The sequence below is a fragment of the Sunxiuqinia elliptica genome (assembly GCF_900113005.1).
Lineage (GTDB): Bacteria > Bacteroidota > Bacteroidia > Bacteroidales > Prolixibacteraceae > Sunxiuqinia > Sunxiuqinia elliptica.
This window is the reverse complement of the sequence record NZ_FONW01000001.1, coordinates 881379-900062: the sequence shown is the minus strand read 5'-3', so window position 1 is coordinate 900062 and position 18684 is coordinate 881379. Positions and strand designations below refer to the sequence as shown.

The 18684-nt window shown below is 41.4% G+C and carries 15 protein-coding genes; 3 read left to right on the top strand and 12 right to left on the bottom strand.

What is annotated here, in order from left to right:
* Positions 1-35: 35 nt before the first annotated feature.
* Both BM156_RS03600 and BM156_RS03595 read right to left on the bottom strand, forming a co-directional pair.
* Positions 36-1046 (bottom strand): FecR family protein, encoded by a 1011-nt coding sequence (locus BM156_RS03600; RefSeq protein WP_093918440.1) that lies wholly within the window; start codon positions 1044-1046, stop codon positions 36-38.
* Between the two features lie 109 nt (positions 1047-1155).
* Positions 1156-1737, bottom strand: coding sequence for an RNA polymerase sigma-70 factor (locus BM156_RS03595; protein ID WP_093918439.1), 582 nt, complete (start codon positions 1735-1737; stop codon positions 1156-1158).
* Between the two features lie 203 nt (positions 1738-1940).
* Here BM156_RS03595 and BM156_RS03590 point away from each other — a divergent pair, with 203 nt between their 5' ends.
* Together BM156_RS03590 and BM156_RS03585 are read left to right on the top strand one after the other, a co-directional pair.
* Positions 1941-3200 (top strand): peptidase U32 family protein, encoded by a 1260-nt coding sequence (locus BM156_RS03590; RefSeq protein WP_212733398.1) that lies wholly within the window; start codon positions 1941-1943, stop codon positions 3198-3200.
* 116 nt (positions 3201-3316) lie between these two features.
* Positions 3317-6067, top strand: a complete 2751-nt coding sequence (locus BM156_RS03585; protein WP_093918438.1) for a hypothetical protein — start codon at positions 3317-3319, stop codon at positions 6065-6067.
* Positions 6068-6182: 115 nt separating this feature from the next.
* Here BM156_RS03585 and BM156_RS03580 read toward each other — a convergent pair whose 3' ends face one another.
* The 7 genes from BM156_RS03580 to BM156_RS03550 all read right to left on the bottom strand — a co-directional run bounded on the left by BM156_RS03580 (position 6183) and on the right by BM156_RS03550 (position 14096).
* Positions 6183-7523 carry a serine hydrolase domain-containing protein gene (locus tag BM156_RS03580; protein ID WP_093918437.1) on the bottom strand — a complete coding sequence of 447 codons (1341 nt, stop codon included), beginning with the start codon at positions 7521-7523 and terminating at the stop codon, positions 6183-6185.
* Between the two features lie 174 nt (positions 7524-7697).
* Entirely contained in the window at positions 7698-8747 is a 1050-nt protein-coding gene (gene queA / locus BM156_RS03575; protein WP_093918436.1) for a tRNA preQ1(34) S-adenosylmethionine ribosyltransferase-isomerase QueA, read from the bottom strand.
* 49 nt (positions 8748-8796) lie between these two features.
* Complete coding sequence (truB, locus tag BM156_RS03570; protein ID WP_093918435.1) at positions 8797-9510, bottom strand: tRNA pseudouridine(55) synthase TruB; 714 nt, start codon at positions 9508-9510, stop codon at positions 8797-8799.
* A gap of 50 nt (positions 9511-9560) precedes the next feature.
* Positions 9561-10343: an undecaprenyl-diphosphate phosphatase gene (locus BM156_RS03565; protein WP_093918434.1), complete on the bottom strand. Its 783-nt coding sequence runs from the start codon at positions 10341-10343 to the stop codon at positions 9561-9563.
* Between the two features lie 3 nt (positions 10344-10346).
* A complete protein-coding gene (locus tag BM156_RS03560; RefSeq protein WP_093918433.1) occupies positions 10347-10601 on the bottom strand; it encodes a DUF3098 domain-containing protein in 255 nt (84 codons plus the stop codon).
* A gap of 131 nt (positions 10602-10732) precedes the next feature.
* Positions 10733-11614 (bottom strand): cell division protein FtsX, encoded by an 882-nt coding sequence (locus BM156_RS03555; RefSeq protein WP_093918432.1) that lies wholly within the window; start codon positions 11612-11614, stop codon positions 10733-10735.
* Positions 11586-14096 carry a YfhO family protein gene (locus tag BM156_RS03550; RefSeq protein ID WP_093918431.1) on the bottom strand — a complete coding sequence of 837 codons (2511 nt, stop codon included), beginning with the start codon at positions 14094-14096 and terminating at the stop codon, positions 11586-11588. The genes BM156_RS03555 and BM156_RS03550 overlap by 29 nt, the downstream gene beginning before the upstream one ends.
* A 72-nt stretch (positions 14097-14168) precedes the next feature.
* Between BM156_RS03550 and BM156_RS03545 the strand changes: the two genes are divergently transcribed.
* Entirely contained in the window at positions 14169-15665 is a 1497-nt protein-coding gene (locus tag BM156_RS03545; protein WP_093918430.1) for a lipopolysaccharide biosynthesis protein, read from the top strand.
* Here BM156_RS03545 and BM156_RS03540 read toward each other — a convergent pair.
* The 3 genes from BM156_RS03540 to BM156_RS03530 form a co-directional block, all read right to left on the bottom strand.
* Complete coding sequence (locus BM156_RS03540) at positions 15662-16180, bottom strand: methyltransferase domain-containing protein (protein ID WP_093918429.1); 519 nt, start codon at positions 16178-16180, stop codon at positions 15662-15664. The genes BM156_RS03545 and BM156_RS03540 overlap by 4 nt on opposite strands.
* Entirely contained in the window at positions 16177-17328 is a 1152-nt protein-coding gene (locus tag BM156_RS03535; RefSeq protein WP_093918428.1) for a glycosyltransferase family 4 protein, read from the bottom strand. Before BM156_RS03535 ends, BM156_RS03540 begins: the two co-directional genes overlap by 4 nt.
* Positions 17329-17394: 66 nt before the next feature.
* Complete coding sequence (locus BM156_RS03530) at positions 17395-18672, bottom strand: glycosyltransferase family 4 protein (RefSeq protein WP_170846847.1); 1278 nt, start codon at positions 18670-18672, stop codon at positions 17395-17397.
* Positions 18673-18684: the final 12 nt, after the last annotated feature.

Below are 18684 nucleotides of genomic sequence, written 5' to 3'. Positions count from 1 at the left end.
GATTTTTCCCCATAGGCTTAGTCAGTTGTTAGTTACTACCATATTGTAATTTGATCTTTTCCAATCTCCTGTTCTTCAATCTCGTAATGAATTCCGGTATTAATCCGAAGCATTTTCAATACCGAATTAATCGTCGCCGTTCGTTTCATTGACAGGTTAAAATATTTGTCTTTCATCTTACTCTTCGACAAGTCAATCTCAACATCATACCATGCCTCCAATTCGCTAGCTATTGCTTCTAAAGTCATGTTTCGAAAAACAAATTTGTTCTCTGTCCAAGCGATTATTAAGCCCGTATTTACTTCTCGTACTTGCAAAGTCTTCTTGTCTTTATCAAACGATGCGCTCTCGCCCGGTTTTAGCTCAATTAAAGTTTTCCTTTTAATGCCAATTTCAAGTGCTCCATCCACCAAAGTCGTTTCAATTTTAGGGGCATCCGGATAGGCATTAATGTTGAAAGAAGTTCCGAGATCCTTAATTTTAAGCCCGCCAACATTAACGATAAAAGGTTGTCCTTCTTTATGAACAACATCAAAGTAAGCTTCCCCTTTTAGTTCTGCCAGACGCTCTCCAGTCCCCATATCTTCTTGAAAAATCAATTCAGATCCAGCATTCAACACAACCCGACTTCCGTCTGATAAAACGAGCTCAGCCAAGCTATTGGGGCCAGCGGAAAACTGCTGTTTTCGGGCCTCGATACTGACTTCAGGCGACTGCTGCCCAACAAAAAACACAGCCAAGCCTCCCAGCAAAAAGGCCAAAATAAACAAAGCTGCATAGCGACTCATTCGCAACAGAATCGTTGATTTTCCGCTTTGCGCTTTCGTTCGACGCCACACTTGGTCAAAAGCACGTTCTTTTTCTTTTGATGACAGCTTATAAACTGGTGCCGTTTTAGCCCACAAGTTTCGCAACTCCAGATATTCCCTCTTGAGTTCCTCATCTTGCTCCAGCTGTTTAAAGAACTGCATACGCTCTTCAGGCGAAGCTTCTTTGCTCAGTACTTTTTGAATAGTTATTTCTTTGCCCTTTCTTATCATCTTCATTCCGATTCACATTTACTATACAACACAAGGAGGGCTACCCCTAAAAGAAAATCATCGTTTTTTTTTAGAAAAGTTAGGTCTTACGAAAAAGACTGAAAGTAATCTTCCTCTACGACAAGAAGTTGAGGGCAATTAAAATAGGCAAGTAATCTTTCAAATCGTGGCGCAAGATCTTTAGCGCTTTGGTAATATGTGCTTCAACTGTTTTCTCTGTAACACCAAGTTCCAAGGCAATCTCACTATTTTTCAAGTGACGATAACGACTCAGCATAAAAACCGTTTTACATTGTCCCGGCAAACGCTCCACTGCATTTTCAACCCGCTCCTTCAATTCCTCAAACTCTAAATTCGTATAATCAAGTTTAGCGATTGCTTCGTATTCATAATGCATCTCAATCCACATCAAAGGGGCTTTGTTTTTCAACGCAACCTGCTGTCGTTTGATCATATTCAAACAGTTGTTTTTAACGATGGTAAAAAGAAAGTTCCGGATATTGGCGTCCTCTTTTACTTGTTTCCGATTCTCCCACAGCTTCAGGAAGGCTTCCTGAACAGCTTCTTTGGCATCTTCTTCTGACAAGTATTGCATACTGATGTGCAAAAGCATTTCGTAGTATTCATCAAACACTTGCTGAAAGACCTCTCTGGAACCCTTTTTCAATGCTCGGTTTATTTCGACCTTGACTCCCATCTAACACCTTTTTACTTGTAGATCAAGCAAAAATAGCAAATATTGAAAGAAAAAGAACCTCTTTCGAAGATGAACAGACCAAAGTTTAGCTCATTGGATAGGCAGTTTTCATATGGTTTTTTCAATCCCCTGACTTAAGTTTCTGTCCTCATTCAAATTGGTGTAATTTTTAGTACTTTTGCCTGCTCAAAACAGAAAACGGGATGGAAAGACAAGCAGTTGAAATTATGGCACCAGTTGGTTCATATGAATCGCTGGCTGCAGCAATCCAAGGTGGGGCCGGATCAGTTTACTTTGGTGTTGAGCAGCTTAACATGCGAGCTCGCTCGTCCAACAACTTTACGCTGGACGATTTGAGAAAGATCGCGGAAAAAGCATCGAAGCATGGCGTTAAGACTTACTTGACAGTAAACACCATCATTTTTGATAATGAACTGGACAAACTCCACCAAGTGATTGATGCGGCGAAAGAGGCAGGTATTTCAGCCATTATTGCCAGCGATATTGCTGCAATTTCCTATGCCCGCAATATTGGTGTTGAAGTACACATTTCAACCCAATTGAATATCACCAACATCGAAGGCGTTAAATTTTATGCTCAGTTTGCAGATGTGATCGTTCTTGCCCGCGAGATGAATCTTGGACGAGTTTGGGAGATCAGCAAACAAATCAAGGAACAACAGATTACTGGCCCAGCCGGGAAACTTATTCAACTTGAAATGTTTGTTCATGGTGCGTTGTGCATGGCTGTATCCGGGAAATGCTACCTGAGTTTGCACGAGATGAACTCATCGGCCAACCGCGGAAGCTGCATGCAAACCTGTCGCCGCGCTTACACCGTAACCGACCAGGAAACGGGTGCAGAGCTTGAGATCGACAACGAGTACATCATGTCGCCAAAAGATTTAAAAACCATCCATTTTTTGAACAAAGTGCTGGATGCGGGTGTATCAGTTCTTAAAATTGAAGGCCGGGCACGGTCTCCGGAATATGTCAAAACAGTTGTCGAATGTTATCGCGAAGCCGCTGATGCTTATTTTGACCAAAGTTTTACCGATGAAAAAATAGCCGCTTGGGACGAACGGTTAACCACGGTTTTCAACCGAGGTTTCTGGGATGGTTACTATTTAGGGCAGCGCTTGGGCGAGTGGAGCAAGAACTACGGATCAGTTGCTACCAAGCGAAAGCTTTACCTGGGAAAAGGAATGAACTATTTCTCGAAGCTCGGTGTGGCTGAGTTTAAAATGGAAACCGGTAAACTCCAGGTGGGTGACCAAATTTTGGTTACAGGACCAACAACCGGAGTGGTAGAAGCCAAGGTTGAAGAGATTCGCGTTGATTTGAAGCCTGTTGACCAAACTCAAAAGGGCGAACGGTTCTCAATCAAATTGGATCAAACCATCCGGCGATCAGACAAGCTTTATAAAATTGTCAATTCCAACGAGGTTCATCAACGAAAATAAAAGATCCGATCCGGAGAAATTAAGAATAGGACGTTAATAAATCATTTTAAATTAGGGTTCCATTTTTTTAGCAGCTGCTTGACTTTCTTGTTACTTTTGATAAAAAAAATCATATTATGCGCAAGTTACTAGTACCTGCCATTCTTGTTTTAGTTGTGATTTTGGGTGCTGCCTATTTCTTTTTAGGCACGCAATCACAAAGTTATACTGAGAATTCAGCTTTTCGGGCCATTCCTGTCCGTACTCCGCTCATTGTAGAGGTTCCAAAATTAAAATCGTTTTTGGAACAGGTGGATGCAGACAGCCCGCTAACGACAGAGCTAAAACAAGTTGAAGATCTCAAGTCTTTTTATACTGATATTCGCAGTTTGAAAGGACAATTTGAGACCAGTGACATTCTGCGTAAAACACTTGCTGGCAAATCGGCCTTAATTGCCTTTAACTCTGAAGGCAAAAACAATATCGGGTGCTTGTTTGCATCAAGCCTGAATGATAAAAAAGAAAAAGCCAGCCTATTAAATTACTTCAACCAGTTGGCTGGACAAAGCGGGAAACTGTCTGAGCGTAATTACGATGATGAAAAAATCTACCAGCTAAAAACAGGAGAAGCTACTTTTCACTTTGCATTTAAAGAAGGCATTCTTCTTTTTAGCCGCTATGCCTTATTTGTTGAAGAAGCCATTCGGCAGATCAGTGCTGAAAATCTAATGGATGACCAACAACTAACGGAGCTTTATAAAACCGTGAGTACGAGTTCAGATTTCAACATTTACCTCAACCATGAGCGTTTCCCTGCTTTTGTCAACAAAGCTGTTCCTCGTGCTTTCAGAAAACAGGTTCAACTGTTTGCCAGCTTTGCCGATTGGTCTGAACTGGATGTAACCATCAAGGAATCTGAATTGCTTCTGAATGGATTTAGCTTTTCTAACGACTCGAACAACAACTACTTGAATATCTTTCGCCGTCAAAAAGCAGAACGGACTGAATTAACGGAAGTTTTATCGGCTAACACCAGTCTGTTTATCAATCTGGCTCTGGAAAATTTAGAGCTTTTCAATACTGATTACGAAGACTACCTTAAAAAGCAAGGACTTTATTATAATCGTGAAACCAAACTTAAAAACATTGAGCGCTACAGCAAGGTTCCGTTTACCAAACTTTTTGCAGAAATTGCTCAAAATGAGTTTGCCATTGCATTTGGAACGGTAACACAAAATACGCCCACTGCCAATCGCTTTTTTATTGCAGAAGTGAAAGGACAATCCTTGGCTAAGGAGAAGTTAATCCCCATTTTGGAAAGGTACGCTAAAGCCAAGAAAACCACGCTTCAGGAAAGGCAAAGCAATTATCAGATTTTAAATGATCGTTCGTTTACCATTTACCAATTTCCATTTATCGATTTACCCGAGTTACTTTTTGGCCAAGCTTTTTCAGGCATTGAAAGTCACTTCTTGTGCTTTTACGACAATTATTTGATTTTTGCCGATAACAGTGCTGCTTTAAAGAGTTACATTCATGACTTGGTGCTATCCGAAACCCTGGAAAATGACATTCAGTTTCAGCGATTCAACGAGCAGCAGGTTAACCGGTCGAGCTTTTACTTCTACCTGAACTTTTCAAAAGCCTTTTACTTAGCGCCATACTATTTAAATGAAAACATTGCTAAAGGCCTGGAAGAAAATGAGCAGGCTATGCGGAAATTTCACGCATTGGGTTGGCAATTCTCGAGCAACTCTGGCAACTTCTTAAATAGCGTTTACCTCAAATATGATCCGGTACTGAAAGAAGAACCTCAAACGGTATGGCAAAGTAAATTAGACTCTACCGTAGCTGTAAAACCGCAGCTGGTTATCAATCACAACGACAAAGCCAATAAAGAGGTCATCATTCAGGATAATAAAAACAACCTCTACCTAATTAACAAGGAAGGGGTTACCCTTTGGAAAGTAAAACTTCCAGGAAAAATCATAAGTGAGATTTACCAGGTCGATTATTACCGCAATGGGAAGTTACAATACCTGTTCAACACTAAAAATCAATTGCATTTAATTGATCGAGAAGGGAATAATGTAGCCCGATACCCCATTAACTTCCGGTCTCCGGCAACCAATGGAGTTGCGGTTTTTGATTACGACAACAGCCGCAATTATCGCTTTTTCATTGCCTGCGAAAACAAAAAAGTGTATGCTTACACCAAAGATGGGAAACTTGTCAACGGATGGGATTTTAAAGGTACTGACGGAACCGTCACCACTCCTGTTAAGCATTTCCGGGTGGGCTCAAAAGATTATATCGTTTGTGCTGACCACTACAAAACCTACATCCTTGACCGCAGAGGAAGTATTCGTGTAAAAACCAGTGCTGGATTTGAGCATTCAAACAATGAATTATACCTGGTGCAAGCGAAGCAGCAAGCCATTGCCACAACTGACATTAATGGCACCATCTACCTGCAATACTTTAACGGACAGCACGAAACTGTAAAAACAAAAGGTGCTGGCAAAAACCACTATTTTGAAGTAGCTGATCTGAATAGTGATGGAAAAACCGATTTTATTATTGCGGATGAAAAACAGTTATATGCATACACCGACAAAGGCAAAAAAATCTTTGACCGCGAGTTTGACTACCCTATTTCGAATAAACCCAATTGCTATACATTTGGCAATAATGACAAAAAAATAGGAGTGGTTTGCCGCAGCGAGAATAGGGTGTATTTGCTAAACTCAGATGGCAATCTCTACAATGGCTTCCCATTGCATGGAAACACTGATTTCTCGATTGGATACTTTAACCGCAGCAATCCTTATTTCAACCTGGTTGTTGGAAATGAAGACAACAGCTTCTACAACTACCAAGTTGAGTAATTTTCAACTAATAGATATCAGACAATAGATTTTCAGACAATTTTGAAGATTTCAGTGGTCAATCAGTGAGCGACTCCCTGGTTGACTTTTACTATTTATGTCTTTGATCTAAGGTCTATTCCAAGCTCTCCAAGATTGCTTTTAGTACGCCATTCAGGTCAAACTCCCCTTTCTTGGAATAGCCTGTTCGAACAACCACTAAATCACGTGAGGGAATGATACAGATAAACTGTCCGTCATGTCCTTTACACAGGTACATGTCCTTGGGGGCATCCGGAAAGTCTCCCGACAGGTTCAACCAAAAGCACGATCCATAGCGTCCATCAGAACCTTGAGCCTCTTGTCGGGTATAGTCCACCCAACCTTCGGGCAACAGCTGTTCTCCCATCCAACGGCCATCATTTAAATAAAGCAGGCCATAACGGGCATAGTCACGCATGGTTGCGTACAAATACGAAGAGCCGACAAAAGTCCCTGAAGCATCTACCTCAAAAATAGCACTGGTCATTCCAATCGGGTTGAAAAGTGCTTTCCGAGGGTAGGCAAAATAAGCCTCTTCGTCAGAAAAGGACTTTCTTAATTCGCGGCAAACCACGTTTGTTGATCCACTGGAATAGAGCCAATGCGTTCCGGCAGGATAAGCCAATTCCTTTTGCTGGGTATAAAGTCCCATGTCGCCTTCCTTATGGAGCATGACTGTCACATCAGACAAATTTCCATAGCCCTCGTTCCACTCCAAGCCACTGTTCATCTGCATTAAGTGATTCAAGGTAATATTTTTACGCTCATCCTGCTGCCACTCCTGAATTCCCAATGCCTCATTGATTACTATTTTACCTTCTTTTACACGAAGTCCGATAAGCGTATTGGTAAAACTCTTTGCCATAGACCAACTCAAAAATCGGCTATCTGCGTTAAAATCGTCCCGATAAGCTTCCGCAACAGGCTGGCCTTTGTAAACCACCATCAAAGCAAACGTTCCCTTATAAGGAATACTATCGGACATAGCCATGGCTACGGCCTGATTTAGCTTAGGCAAATTAACACCCTCCGGAATGGTGTCAGCCAAACGGTTCCCCATAGGCCAATCTAATTCATCCGGCTTGCTTGGCTCTGGCTCAACTGCTTGAAACGGGTAATTTCGGATCGTCTCGGGAGCAAACTCTTTGACCAAGGAACAACCAAAATCATCTAGAAAAATCGCCTCTGACTTTCCCCATAAAAAACGGCTAACCACTTCTTTCTTCTCCCAAGCAACGGTATTATTGGTTAAGGCAATAAATGAAAAATTCAAATCCTCCTGCTCCATCGCTTCCTGGCTTCTTCCGGCAACAAAAACTCCGGATGCCAAGTTCTTTGCCGCATAACCGGTAATAATTGGCATTAACAAATTCAAATAATAGCCACCGCCTAGCAATGCGGCAATTAGTACGACTAGAAAAATCCGCTTTTTCATGCATTTATTTTTAAACGATTTCACATCAAATAAACTGGCTAATTCCTATTCAAGAAAAAATTGAATGGAAGAAACACGCCTTTCAAGTTACAAAAATAACACCGTTCGTCGTCATTGATCAATAAAAAAGGCTACCATTCAGGCAGCCTTCTTCTATATCTTAATCAGTGATTCTTATAAAATCAACATCGCATCGCCATACGTTCCAAAGCGATAACCTTCTTTAATTGCCTCTTGATAAGCTTCCATCACAAAGTCATAGCCTCCAAAAGCAGCAACCATCATCAATAAAGTCGACATCGGCAAATGGAAGTTGGTCACCATACTGTTGGCCACACTAAACTCATAAGGAGGGAAAATAAATTTGTTTGTCCATCCTTCAAATGGCTTCAGGTGTCCCTGAGTAGATACTGAACTTTCTAAAGTCCGCATCACCGTTGTTCCTACCGCACAAACATTTTTCTTGTTTGTCTTGGCGTCATTTACAACATTGCAAGCATCTTCCTTAATCCAGATTTGCTCTGAGTCCATCTTGTGTTTTGTCAAATCTTCAACATCAACACTTCGGAAGTTTCCTAAACCAACATGCAAGGTAACATAGCTAAAATCAACACCGATAATCTCCAAGCGTTTCAACAGCTCACGACTAAAGTGTAATCCAGCAGTAGGTGCAGCAACTGCTCCTTCGTGCTTTGCAAAGATGGTTTGGTAGCGATCTTTATCTTCTGGCTGAACAGGGCGTTGAATGAATTTGGGTAGCGGAGTTTCGCCCAAACCATAAAGAGTTTTCTTAAATTCATCGTAAGGCCCGTCAAACAAGAAACGCAGCGTACGTCCGCGCGAGGTTGTGTTATCGATTACCTCAGCAACCAACATATCATCTTCGCCAAAATAAAGTTTGTTTCCAATCCTGATTTTCCGAGCTGGATCAACCAAAACATCCCAAAGACGTTGTTCCCGGTTCAATTCACGAAGTAGGAAAACCTCAATCTCTGCTCCGGTTTTTTCTTTGTTCCCATACAAACGTGCAGGAAATACCTTGGTATCGTTAAACACCATGACATCTTTGTCATCAAAATAATCGGTAATATCCTTAAATAGTTTGTGTTCAATTTCTCGACTCTCCCGATGCAAAACCATCATTCTCGACTCATCACGATTGTCGGCAGGATGCAGAGCAATCTGATTTTCTGGCAGTTTGTATTTGAACTTGGATAGCTTCATATATGAATTTTTTTTTGATAATTCAAAGTCACCTTTTACGGAGTATTTTTCAATTTGTTACAAATTGCTCCATATTTTCTAAAAAATAATTGACAGAGAATGCGTCTTCAACACAAAAACTGCCGATTTTAGTTCGTCTCAAGCCTACAAGATAGGCGCCACTATTCAGTGCTTTCCCAATATCACGAGCCAACGAGCGAATGTATGTTCCCTTGCTGCAAACCACCCGTAGTTGGATCTCTTCGGGAGAGAAGGCAATCAACTCCAATTCGCGAATTGTAATCGTGCGCGACTTCAACTTCACATCTTCTCCTTTTCGGGCATGGGTGTAGGCTCTTTTCCCATCAACTTTAACAGCACTAAAAACCGGAGGAACTTGTTCAATTTCTCCGGAAAACTGCTCCAGTACCTCATTCACCTTTTCCTGAGTAATATGGGCAGTTTCATATTGTCCATCTTCTTCGGTCTCCAAATCAAAAGATGGCGTTGTCGCTCCCAGTTTCAGCGTCGCTACGTACTCTTTCTCTCCTGCCTGAAACGTTTCAATCTGCTTTGTTGCTTTCCCTGTACACAGAATCATCAGCCCGGTAGCCTTTGGATCCAAGGTTCCGGCATGACCAACTTTCAGCTTTTTGATGCCAAGTGCGCGACAAAGTTTATTGCGTACTTTTTGAACCAAATCAAAGGAAGTCCAATCCAACTCTTTATCAAAAAGCAGCACTTCTCCCTTGACAAAGTCAAACGTTTTGGGTTCTTCGCCCATTTAAACTCTTTTTAAATTAATGTTTTACCAGAAATCTGGAAGTCTATTTTTCAGCCTGCAAAGATAGCAATTAAGCCGATAAGAAGACAATAAGCTGCGAAATAAATAAGTTTCCCCTTCTTCACAATCTTAATCATCCAGCTACAAGCCAGCAAGCCAGACACAAAAGCAGCGACAAAGCCAACTGCTAGGGGCAAGACTCCAATTGAACTTTCAGCACTTATTTCGCCACCTACGATATCCAAAAAGTTTGCACCCAAAATAGGGATTAGCACCATCAAGAATGAAAATCGGGCCATGTCTTCACGCTTTTTACCGAGCAACAGGCCGGTTGCAATGGTTGATCCACTTCGTGAAATACCAGGCATAACAGCCATGGCCTGAGCAACACCAATAATCAAAGCGTCGAGCCAACCAATCTTTTTCTCCCGCGATTTAGCAAAGTAGGTAAAAGACAACAAAAGGGCAGTCACCAATAACATGGCTCCAACAAAAACAAGATTACCAGTAAAGAGTGCTTCAACCTGGTCTTTAAAAAGAACTCCCAGCACGCCAACAGGAATTGCCGACAATAATAGGTAAGATACATAGCGGGTTTCTTCATTCCATTGAAAAGCGAACAGGCCTTTCAGCAAGGATAAAATATCTTTTCGGAAAACAACCAGCGTACTTAGGACTGTAGCTCCGTGCACCACAACTGCAAACAACAGGTTATTGTGTCCTTCTACACCCAATAATTCGTGACCAATTTCGAGGTGGCCACTGGAACTCACGGGCAAAAATTCAGTCAACCCCTGAATAATTCCCAATAAAAAAGCTTGTAATGCAGTCATTGACTAGACGTTATCTTTAGGACGTTTCATGATGGCATATATTTCAAACAGAAAACCAAACAGAACCACCAAAGGAGCCAAGGTAATTCTTCGGAAACTGAAAATTTCCGGGTTGAAAACTGTAGGATCTTCACTTTTTCCACCTACCATCAAAATAAAACCGATAACAATAATTGCGAAGCCAATTAACAGGAGTTTATAGTTTTCTTTGCCTAAGGCAAACGTTTCTTTCTGTGTTTCCTGACTATTTTTTGACATAACCTTTTCTTTAAACTTCTACGAAAGTAAAAAATCTATTTCTAATAACTGTTTCTTGCCTTTGAATATTGCCAAAATGTAACAATTTGCATACAGCTTAAGTTTTCCACCGAAAGGCAATGATTGAAATATTAGCTGTAAAACAACTCGTCGTACCTGATCCGCAAATATTTATTAACCGACAAGTAGGTCGAAACCCAAGAAATAAAAATACCAAAACCCAGCACCACCACAAAAACAATTCCGACCGTATGAAGTTGCTGAATATCCAAAATACCCTCAAAGTCCTGCCGGTACGAAAATACCAAAGCCAAAATGCCCAAGTTAGCCAGGAAAGCCCCCAGAATTCCATACCCAATATTTTTCAGGATAAAGGGGCGCCGGATAAACGAGCGGGTGGCTCCAACCAGTTTCATGGTATGAATGATAAACCGCTGCGAATAAATTGCAATCCGAATTGTATTGTTGATTAAGGTTGAAAAGATAACCAACAAAAGCACTGAAAACACAAGCAAAAATAAACTGATTCGCTTCACATTTTCATTGATAATACGAACTAAATCCCGCTGATAATAAACCTCTTTCACTTGGGAATGCGCTAAAAAATTATTCTCTAAAATGATGAGACTATCAGCTTGCATATAGGCTGCATTCAGCTTTACATCGACCGATGAAAACAGGGGATTAAAACCCAAAAAGCCAACAAAATCTTCCCCTAACTCTTTGGTTAACTGCTCTGCAGCTTCTTCTTTATCCACGTATTTTGTCGCTTTTACATAGTCGGTCGCACTCAGTATTTTCTGCAAGCGCAACACTTCAGCTTCCCGAACATTTTCATTCAGCACTAGCGTAAAACCAACATGCTCGCGGACATAATCCGACAGACGATCAGCATTTAACAAGAGTAGTGAAAGCATTCCCACCAAAAACAGAACTAACGCAATGCTAATGGTGGAAGTTAAGTAAGATCGGACCAAACGGCGTTTAAGCCTCGCCGGACGTTTCTTCTTCATGTTTTGCCTTTTTTTTGAATTCGAAAAACACTAGCGCCAAAGCGGACAAAATAAGGATCAATGAACTGGCTAATGACACCTTATTCCCAATGGCATATGATTTTGGTTCAAACTTAAATTCAACTGTATGTTTGCCCGAAGGAATTGGCAGCCCTCTCAAAATATAGTCAACGCGAACATGTTCAGCCAACTTCCCATCAATGTATGCATTCCAGCCCTTTGGATAATAGATCTCTGAAAAAACAGCTAATGGCGTTCCACTGGACACATTCGCCTCGTATTTCAAATAGTTTGGTTGATATTCTTCCAACTTAATGACCGGTTGCTCTCCTGAATTAAAACTCACCGCTGTTAGCGCTTCTGAAAAGCGCTCATCGACAACGGCTGTAGCAGACGGATCAATTTCACCAAGAGCAGCAATCTCTTCATCGGCACTACCTACAAAGTCAACTTCCTCAACAAACCAAGCATTTCCCAAAGCATGCTCATTATACAGAGGCCCAGCTTCTGGATTGTAAATGACATATCGCGTATTCAGCATATTGATCGCCCCCAGCCCTTCAAAAACCTGCTCAACATCGGCTTGTGTCTTCACACTTTGAAGGCGCGTTCCGAGTTGTTGCATTTCTGGAGAAATATGGTGCTCAATAACCTCTTGGTAACGTTGCATTTTTGCTCCGTGATAACCGCCAATGGACTTATGAAAGTATGAGGTTGCTGCATCAGCAAATGGGTTTACAGCCATATTTAACACCCGATAATCCGGATCAGTATCTTTCAAAATTTCTTGATCAGCAGTACTCGCCACAAACGGCGTTTCAACTTTACGGGAAGAAACAAAATCATCATTGTTCAGATAGCGCTTATTGACTGGCCAAACATCAACTAAAATAAGAACAGCCCAGGCAAGCAAAGCATAAGTTGCCTTTATTTTCTGCTTGAGGTATAGCCAAATAACTCCGGCTGCCAAGGTCACAAAAAGGAAGGCCTTAAAAGCATCCGTCCGCAAAACCATTTTACGATCGGCACGCAATGCATCCATCAATTGCTCTGGCCATCCAGCCTGCATCAAACGGGCATCCGAAGGCGCAGTAAAATTCCCTGCCAAGCCGGGCAATAGAGCGAAAACCAACGCCAAACCACCCACAACAATCCATGCATATTTCAGCCTTTTTTCCAGCTCTTTGGGCGTCAAATTTTTTAAATACAACTCACGAACAGCCAACACGCCCAAAAATGCCATGGCAAACTGTTGAATGACAATAATATTTTTCACATCCCGGAACTTGTTATAACCCGGAAAATAATCGATCATAAAATGACTTAAGCCCGGAAAGTTTTTCCCGAGTGATAACAAAAACGCAGCGACAACAACTCCTGCAAGCCACCATTTGTCTTTCCCTTTCACCACAAACAAGCCCAGAACAAACAAAAAACAAAGTACTGCTCCGTAATAAAAAGGGGCAGAAGAAATAGGCTGGCTCCCCCAGTACAAAGGCAAACTCTCACTAATTCGCTTGGCTTGTGCCTTTCCTTGGTTGGCTTCAAAAAATTGGTAGACATGCGACTCCTCGCCCAAAGGCTCTGCCATACCGCCCCCTTTAAACCGAGGGATGAAGGCTGTCATTGCTTCACCCAAGTCGTAGCTGTAATCCAAAATATAACTCTTATCCAAGCCTGAAGTCTGGTCTTCATCCGGTGTTAACTCCGACTCGCCACGAATCGAATATTTTCCGTATTCATAAACGGTATATAAATTGCCAAAGTTAGTTCCAACAGCCAGCAAAGCTGCAACCACCAAGAGTGATGAAGTCTTTAAAAAGGCTGGAATTGCTTTCTCACGAACGGCGTCAACCAAATAGGCAACACCCAAAATGGCCACCATTATTCCTGCGTAGTAGGTCATTTGAGGATGACCGGCAGTCAACATCAAAGCCAGTCCAATCGAAGCCAACAAGCTCCCAAGCCATCGGTTCCGCTTATACGCAAGCAAAACGCCTCCAACAACAAGCGCCATATAAGTTAAGGTGTGGGCTTTCGACATATGCCCTGCTCCAATAATCACAAAGAAAAAAGTGAACATTCCGTAAGACAAGGCTCCTACCGCACTTACCCACGGATTTACCCTCAACACCCACAACATTGCAAAGAACAAGCTCAACATCAGGATTAGGTAGCGTGCCGGACGCGGAATCACATTGATAAAAGCCTGCACCTTAGCAACCAGGTTCCCTGGATATTTTGTTGACAGCAGGTAGCCCGGCATACCACCAAACATGCTGTTGGTCCATAGTGCCTCTTCTCCAGTTTCATCCCGAAAATCATTCAATTCTTTGGCCCCACCTTTATACATGCTAATATCGTGGGTATCCAACTGTTTACCTTCTAATTGGGGCGAAAAATAAATGAATGAGATTAAAATAAAGAACAGGATAATTCCAAAACCAATCCATATATTGCGATTGCCTTTTATCTTTGTCATAATGAATTAAAAGTTACTCCGTTTTTTTAAACTGAAACAAAAGTAAGGAAATAATTACTGAATCCGGCACAAATGGGAATCATCATAAAACAATCCATCCGAGGTAGTATCTGGTCCTATATTGGGGTACTTGTGGCATTTGTAACCACCTCTTACCTTTATCCCAACTACCTTGATACAGACACGGTTGGTTTATTTGGTTTGCTGATTGCCTACTCCACCCTGTTCGGACAGCTATCGCTGCTTGGAATTCATGGGGTTGCATCGCGTCTTTTTCCCCATTTCCGGAGTAAAGAAACAGGTCACCACGGATTCCTGTTCATTGCGTCAATCTTTATTGTCGTTGGCTTTGCCTTGTTCCTTCTTGCTTACTTGATCTTCTCCCCAGCTTTAATAGCCAGCAATCAAGAGCAATCCAAGCTATTTGCAGACTACATCTACCTGCTTGTTCCGTTAACCTTCTTCACCATGTTGTTTATCTTTCTAGATACTTACAACAAGCTTCTGTACGATGCAGTTTTTGGGACGTTTATGCAGGAATTTGCCCAACGGGTAGGCCTATTTCTAATCACCCTATTGTTTGCTTTTCAGCTGATCTCCCTTCATCAATTAGTCCTTGGCTATGCCTTGGTTGTTAGCGCTAAAGGAATCATCATGCTGATTCACCTGTACAACAAAAAAGAACTTACTTTTAAACCTGATTTTCAATTCTTAACCAAGCCTTTAAAAAAAGAGATTGTAAGTGTTGCCATTTTCTCTGTACTTGGCGGGCTCGGCTCCATGCTCGTTTTCAACATTGATAAAATCATTATCAACCAACTATTAGACCTCAGCGAGACTGGAGTTTACACCATTGCTTTTTATTTTGGAACACTGGTTGTCATCCCCTCACGTCCCTTATTAAAAATCGCCGGAACCTTAATTGCTGATGCATGGAAAGATGATGATCTCGATAAGATAAAGTCAATCTATTACAAAAGCTGTATTAACCAGTTCATTATTGGAAGCTTCCTGTTTTTAGGAATTTGGGCTAATATTGACAACATTTTAAGCATTTTAGGCGACGATTACCTGCAATCCAAATGGGTTATTTTCTTTATTGGAATTGGCTACCTGTTTGATATGCTAACAGGAGCCAATGCACAAGTTATTGCCTTTTCCCGCCATTACCGGGTTTCTCTTTATTTCATGCTGTCGTTGGTTGTAATTGTTCTGGCGCTTTTGCTAGCACTAATCCCGATATGGGGAATCACAGGAGCAGCTATCGCAATTGCTTCGGCACTCTTTTTAAACAATTTAATGCGCTTCATTTTCCTGTACCGAAAATACAAGCTGCAGCCCTTCAACTACCGCTTTTTACTTGCTATTGGTTTCTTTATCGCTGTTTACTTCCTTCAACGTTTTATCCCCCAGCAAAATCTGATACTCGATATTTTCATCAGAGGAACAGTAATCACCACGCTCAGTGTAATCTTCTTTAGTCTTATTCCAATATCTGAAGAGGTTCAAACCGTAAAGAAAGAACTATGGAAGAGGATTGAATCCGTACTCAAGCCATCGAAGAACTAAGCTTTTCGCTCAGCATAAACAGCATAAAACCTTGGCGTAACCGCGCGCAAAACTGACCGCACACCATTAAACTGAAAAGGTGGCGTCCATTGCTCGCTGTCCTTAACCGTCCATCCCGCCTTTTCGAGTAACATATCCAACTGCCAACTTTCAAACTCATGATAATGCTGATCATAAGGGTCATTCACATTCCGATAAGCCGGAGCAAACCACAGCCTTAACGGAACTGTTACCACCAACTTCCTGGCTTTCGTTTGCTGTAAAATACCAAAAGGAGCAACCAAATGTTCCAGCACCTCAAAAGCAGTCAACACATCATAGCCATATTGATTGACTTGCTCCGGATTCAAATCAAAATCAAAGCCAGCTGCATTTTGTAGTTTGAATCCTTTATTAATCAGAAAATCGGACAATTGATTGGGAGTTCCCAAATCCAAAATCTGCTCCTCGTTTGTTATGTATTTAGAAAGAAACTTATGGGTGTTCTCAAATCGAAAACGATCTACTTTATTCATTGATATACTTCTAGTAGGTTAGCTTTATCTACATTCCAATTATATTTTGTCAAAACAGCCTCTTTACCATTTGCAAAGTCCTTCAGCTGATACTCTTTCTGAATTATTTGTTGCATAATCATCGCCAACTCATTGACATCATCAAACGAATACGTCCAGCCTCCTCCGGTCTCCTTGAGAATTCGTTCAATCGGACAACAGTTCGAGGCCAAAATTGGTTTCTCTGCATACAAATACTGAAACAACTTGTGAGGAATTGTAGAATCCGTATGCGCACTTTTTATATGTGGGATTAAAGCAACATCGGACTCAAAAACAATTTTCAGCAGCGCATCCCTGTTTTGCCATCCCAAGAAATGCACTTTTTGCTCGATACTCAACGCCTTAGCCAACTCCTGCAACTTGTCCAAAAATCGTCCAGCACCAACAATCCGAATCTCAAAATCGAGAGCATCTAACTGCGCTGCCGCTTTCAATACATACTGCAGTCCACGGTGAAAAGTAATCCCCCCGGCATAGGTGAATACAACTTTATCGTGTTCTTTAGCCGGAATTTCAAAATTAAACTCCTCCAAATTTTGCGTATTGGAAACAACATAGATCTTATCGGGAGCAACACCTAGCGATTGAATTCGTTCCTTTGCTTCTTCCACAACCACAATGACCTTATCGGCGAGTCTTACATACTTGCGCTCGTAGTTCTTCCATTGCTTCTCAGAAAACAAAAAACTCCCCAGAAAAGATTTCGTATGCTCCGATATTTTTAACAGAGCAGGCCAGTTTTCATGCAAATCGAGAACAAACTGAACGCCATATCTTTTCTTCATTTCGTAGCCAATTCTTGCCAACTGCAAATCATGAACATGAATAGCATCGAAATGATGGCTATCCATTAGCTGTTGAACAAACTTTCTCCAAACTTGAAAATAGAGCGGAAAAGACAAAGCAGCCACACTTGATTTACGCGCAAGCTCATTCAAGCCCATTCGATGAATAATCGTCTTTCCAAACTTTTTTTCTTGGCTATCCCGTTTTGTTTTCACGCACGCCATGTGCACCTCGTGTCCTCTTTCAAGTAGTACATTAATTTCGTTTTCAACCCGCGTATCTGGAGGAAAATTACTTTCCAACAACATCAATATCTTCATTCGTAAAAATTTTATTTTTAATGATAGTAGAAAAAGGGTTCATGATTTTGGTCAAACATAAAAGCTTTACACAACCACCTCCTGAACTAGTTTTTTAGCCAACTCTCTCCTTGAATACTTCACCCCCAAGCTTCTATTCGCTTTACGGGGACCACTCAATTCCTCTTCAATCATTAGCTTAATGTTGTCCGTGTCACCATAGTCAAACAACTCACCACACTGAGTCTCGTGAATCAATGACTCCAAATCACCTCCTTTTGGACCGATAGCCAAAACCGGTTTTCCTGAAGCCAGGTACTCATAAAACTTGCCAGTAATAATCCCCTTATTATTCTCAATTTTAGGAATAACCAGCAGCTGCATGGAAGACATCAACAGGTAACGAACCGATTTCTGATGATCAACATACCCCACCAAATCAAGATCCACCAAAGGAAGCTGTTCTTGTATTTTCAGCACCGTGGACTCTGGAATATTTCCAACAAAACGTAAGCGTATTCTTGACTGCAACCGAGAATCCAACCCTGAGATTGCCTTTAAGAAACCGTCAATATCATAAGCTTCAGAGATCGTCCCGGTATAAGTAATCACGAACTTTTCATCAGCTGTAATTTCATCAAGCTTAAAATCTTCTTCATCAAACCCATTCGGAATAACCAAAATCTTCGAACAATCTGCTTGCTTCAGTTTTTCTGAGAACAACCTCTTCATATCTTCACTAACTGTTACAACCTGGTCTGCTTCGTTCAATACTTTTCGCTCCAAATTTCGATCAATATGCTTCGCGATTGGCGTATGTCCCAACTCCCGATAATAGTAAATATCAGTCCACGGATCTCGTAAATCAGCGATCCATTGAATCCCTAGTTTTCGGTGTAGTTTCAAGCCTATCAACTGTGTTGAATGCGGAGGACTCGTCGTTATTACCGTTTGAATGTTATATTTTTCAATCAGTTGCTTGGCCTTTTTGTAAGCATACCGATTCCACCCCCGCCGAGGATCAGGAATAAAGAGATTTCCTCGAACAAACTTGGCCAATTTCTGCATAATTGAGTCGTTCTGCTGATTGGAAAAACCTCCATACGGAATTTCACCTTTCCCAATCAGCAACCGATATAAGTTATACAACTCAAACGTAGTTGTTGTATATACTTTAACATGCTCAGCAACCTCCTTTTCCAGGGTCTTATCCCATTGTGCATAACTCGCCTTCTGCGGATCTACCGTCAACACCAATGGCTCCCACCCATTCTCTGGAAGATATTTGGAAAACTTGAGCCAACGCTGCACACCTGCTCCTCCACTTGGTGGCCAATAATAAGTAATAATGAGGACTTTCTTCATTGCGGACATTGT